At 42.2% G+C, this 4,436-nt stretch carries 4 protein-coding genes and 1 pseudogene; all 5 read right to left on the bottom strand.

The features are described from left to right. On the bottom strand, positions 1 to 216 hold a 216-nt coding region (locus J6I68_RS12695; RefSeq protein WP_292220839.1), incomplete at its 3' end, for a GNAT family N-acetyltransferase. A gap of 47 nt (positions 217 to 263) precedes the next feature. Then, a complete protein-coding gene (locus J6I68_RS12690; RefSeq protein WP_292220837.1) occupies positions 264 to 485 on the bottom strand; it encodes a hypothetical protein in 222 nt (73 codons plus the stop codon). Positions 486 to 497: 12 nt separating this feature from the next. Next, positions 498 to 2,444, bottom strand: coding sequence for a hypothetical protein (locus J6I68_RS12685; RefSeq protein WP_292220836.1), 1,947 nt, complete (start codon positions 2,442 to 2,444; stop codon positions 498 to 500). A 24-nt stretch (positions 2,445 to 2,468) separates the two neighbouring features. Next, positions 2,469 to 3,296, bottom strand: coding sequence for a hypothetical protein (locus J6I68_RS12680; protein WP_292220834.1), 828 nt, complete (start codon positions 3,294 to 3,296; stop codon positions 2,469 to 2,471). A 281-nt stretch (positions 3,297 to 3,577) separates the two neighbouring features. After that, positions 3,578 to 4,436: pseudogene (locus J6I68_RS12675) on the bottom strand (tagaturonate reductase); the annotation flags it as partial.

The raw sequence follows: 4,436 nt of genomic DNA, 5'->3' as shown, positions 1-4,436 counted from the left end.
TCCAACCCCTTGTCTTCTGGCCTGAGGCTCTACATACAGCCAGTCAATGACATATTCAAATCCCACCACCTGGTACGAAACTGCACCAAGTATGTAGTCTTTATCATCGACACATGCAACTGCTACCCTTGTATCAGTAAGGCTTATTGTCTCAGGGATTACACTGTCAAAAGTCCCCCGATTTAAGTCATCGATCAGTACAGTACTGTAATTCATGATATCCTCCAAACAAAGCATTCAAATATATGCTATATTCTTTTATGTTACAGATTATCCTTAAGGACCTTGCCGATAGCTTCCAAAGTCTCATCAGAGAGGGGCTCCACATCATCATAGGGCCAAAAACCTCTGTTCATGAGATCTGCCGGGTCAGATCCTCTCTCCAGCCAGTCGGGGTAATCAAGATTTACTACTGCACAGGTACCATCTTCAAGTCTTACGATAAAAGAACCTGCGTGGTCACTTACTTCCACTTTAAAATTCATAATCATTCTCCTTTATTTCTTTATCTTTTTCTCCATCAGCGCCTTGACTTCCTCAAAGCTCATGGTATGTCCAAACATATCCCAAACCGTAAGCTTCATGTCTTTCATGCCTTTTCTTCCATAAATCTCAGCATTCTTGTTGATTATATTTATATGGTCGTACATTTCCCTGAAGGTTTCGGATTTTGCCAGTTCATCGATTTTATCATTCTCGCTCATTTTTGAAAGATCCAGTTGTTTGCTGGTGTTCAAAATGTAAGAAACTTCATCAATCTCAGCAGCACTCACATTACCATGATACTGGCACTCGAAGTATATTCCGTCCTGCCTGTCGACTATAGTTTTGGATGCTTCTCTTCCTCCATCCTCAAGGCCATTCCAATTGTTATTTTCAAGTTCCTTTGCCCTTTCGTATATCTTAGAAAGATTCAGACCGCAGGCTGTGATATCAGGTTCATGCCCGTTTTTTTCGTCTATATAGGCGCTTCTTGCGTGCTTTATGTCATAATAATCAAGCTGGCATCCCTGTTTAAGGCCGCCTTCCGCGCCGACCACCATGCCTTTACTGTTACCGCAGACAAAAGAAACCCTGCCCTTCATCTTTTTCTTATTAAGTCTTATGGTAACATTTCCATAGCCCCTTACCGGATCAGTCCCCGGCTTCGGACCAAGTATTCCCTTGGCATTTTTGGCACCAAGAGATCCAAAGGAAATACACTGACTGGGTTTAAGGGTTGAGTTTGCAGAGAATTGCTTTTCTATCAGTTCACTATAAGCTGTTGAATTACCGCCTCTGTATCTGGTGTCCAAAATTGCAGTAGCAATACTTCCCTTTATCCTTGCATGAAATTCGGACTTTTGTACCATTTTCTTCAAATACTCGTTGACAGTTTTTTCAACCTCCCGGGGTGTTACTCCCTTATGAGCTGCAAGTATCTTTCTCATCTCATAGGCAAGGATATAGTTCATGGCATCCGCAGGGTCATAGTTATCCTTTGATACTTTTTTCTTCAGCTCGTTAAACTTCTTGTCTTCAACAATGCTCCAGTCAACAGTCTTCTTTTTCAGGTTATCCCTTAATTCCATAATATATTCCTGATCAAGATGAGCATCATTTATCTTGTTCTTCTGGTATCTGTCCTCCAGTTCATCTTTTTCTTTTCCGGCCTTCATAGACCTCATCTTTTGATAATCAATATATTTATTATGGAGAGATTTGTAGTTCGCAAGCTGATTTTTCTCCCTGGTCTTACTGATCTTGGGATTGATCTTCTTAACGTTCTTTTCTTCCGGTTCCTCCTCCAATTCCACGTCATCAAAGCTCTTTGCAACTACCAGTTCCGATGCAAGTTCCTTTGCACGCTCCCACTCGTTCTTTGCTCTTTCAAGTTCCTGGCGCGCAAAATCACAAAACTCGGGGAACTCATTCTGTTTACCATTAAGAAGACTGTTGACATGCTCGAGTTTCAAAAAACGTTCATATATCTCCGGGGCTTTTTTCTTTAAAGTACCAAGTTTTTTGGTATCATCCTTATCAAGTTTTTTATGCTGCCCGGGATTATAGCTGCCAATAAGCTGAACCGTATAATTCAGGTTCACCACATCCTTAAATCCCTTTAAAGAACCGCACAGATTCTGCAGTTTCTTATGGAGCTTCATAGCCGTACCGGTCTTGGACTCAGCCCTCTCCCTTATCTGTCTGTCAGAGGCATTGAGATCTCTTTGTCTGAGTTTACTCTCATATCTCTCCTGATACTGCGTCTTTACTTCATCAAGGGTGTAATGCTCAAGGCTTCTGGCCCTCATGACCTTTGTGTCATTGGCTTCGCTGCTTAGTTTTTCATTCATGTCGCGAACTTCAGACAGCTGTTTGTCAGTTAATTGCTGGGGCAAAGCCGCCACAAACTCCTGTTTTTTGATTTTTTCCCGACTCTCTAAGTCCTGTCTTGAAATAGTCATCTCTTTTACCTCATTTCCAAGTATTTATAAATAATAGGTGTATATCCTGGTCTCAATATCTCCGGGATATTCTTCGAATCCAAACCTTGAAACAAGTCCCTCAACCTCTCTGGTAAAAGGGCATACAATCACATCCGCTGTGGTCGGGTACTTGCCAAGTGCATTTACCGTAGTGTAGACGATAAGCTTCATCACCTCCTGGGCTGCAAGGTGTTTAGCATCCATCCACTGAAACTCAAGGTTTCCGTCCCCTAAGTCCCTGGCCAGGATTCCGGCAGTTATCTTCCCGTTTTTAAACATAAAGCAGGATAACTCCTCGTTGCCTTTATCTCTGTAATACCTGTTGCAGGGATATTGCCGGTTATAGGAATCAATATCATGCCTTGTAAGGTCTTTCCCAATCTTAAACTCACTCACATCCTTGGTCTTTCCAAAGAGCTTGAACGTATCGACCTGGGCCATGGCTATTTTCTTTAAGGTTGCGTGATACTTCCTGACATTTCCCCGACCGGGCATAAATCCCACTTCCATCATCACGTAGTCGTAGTCGTCAAAAAAGCTCTTCTTTCCTCCAACAATATATTCAATCCGATACACATCCCAGTCCTGAGCTTTTACAAACTCGGCAATTGCGCTCTCACACTCACCATCCTCAAGGCCTTCAACGTAATCAAGGCTTATGATCTCGATCACGGCATGATTCATCCTTAATATGACAGCGCCAAGCGGACCTCTGTCATCAAACATTCCAAGGCAGAGGCTGTCTTTATTGTCAAATTCCTGCTCATACCTTGCCATTAAAAATACGTCAAATGCACTTCTATTGTCTGAATCTATCATGCAGAACTTCATATCGACCTCCCCCTGCAAAACAATTAGTGCGCCTGTGGTTTCATCCTCCAAAGATTATCCATAAAATGTTTCCTAAAATTCTCATGATGTCTCTCCTGACAATTGCTTTTTTATCATTTTCAAATCATTATTGCGCTTATATGTGTGCAATTCAATTAAAATGAAATTAAATTACGATTACAATCTTATTAATGATAGAAAATTGTTGTGGGCATTAATCTAAAAAAACGCTGCCTGCAAACAACAGGCAGCGCCAAACATCAGTATTTACCGCTATTTAATTACAGGCAGCTTGCATAAGCCTTCTCAGCTCCTTCACTGCGGATCATCTTAAGATCCTCCGTAACCTTGTCCGTAAGACCTTCGATCTTATTAAGGTCCTGATCCCACATCTTCTCATTACCAAGTACAGCCTTCACAAGGTCTTCCTCGGAATCTCCCTTGTGGTCAAAGAAGAACTCAAGAGCCCATCTGTCATCACTTACTGTGTAAGTATTGCCCTTAGGACGCTTACATACAAGTCCTGCATCAGTAAGCTCCTGAATATCATTTGAATAGAAAGCAATGTATGCAGCCAGTGACATTGTAAGGCAAACAGGGAGTTTCCCATTCTTGTCAATGTACTGAAGGAATGATGGCATATTTCTTGCCTTCCACTTACTTGTTGAGTTAAGTGAGATAGACATGAGCTCATGGTTAACAAATGGATTGTTGAAACGGTCCTTAACTGCAGCTGCGAACTGATTAAGATCGTTCTCATCAAGGTGGTCAACCAGTGTAGGAATAACCTCATCGCTCAGCATCTTGTTCATGAAGCCAGAAATTGTAGCGTTCTGCATGCAGTCACGAACGATATCCTGACCTGAAAGGTAAGCGCCAAGAACAAATCCTGTGTGAGCGCCGTTAAGGATACGAACCTTGCGGTGCTTGTATGGCATAACGTCAGGAACAACGTGAACGTTAACTCCAGCTTTCTTGAATGGAAGTCTGTCCTCAAGTCCCTCAGGTCCCTCGATGATCCATACACCAAAGATCTCACCTACATCTATAAGCTCGTCGTGATAGCCGTTCTCAGCCTCAAGCTTTTCTACTTCCTTAGGATCACGGATCCTTCCTGGAACAATCCTGTCAACAAGTGTT

The organism is Butyrivibrio sp., from assembly GCF_017940685.1.
GTDB lineage: Bacteria > Bacillota > Clostridia > Lachnospirales > Lachnospiraceae > Butyrivibrio.
Note: the sequence above shows the minus strand (reverse complement) of the source record. Positions and strands in the feature narration are given on the sequence as shown.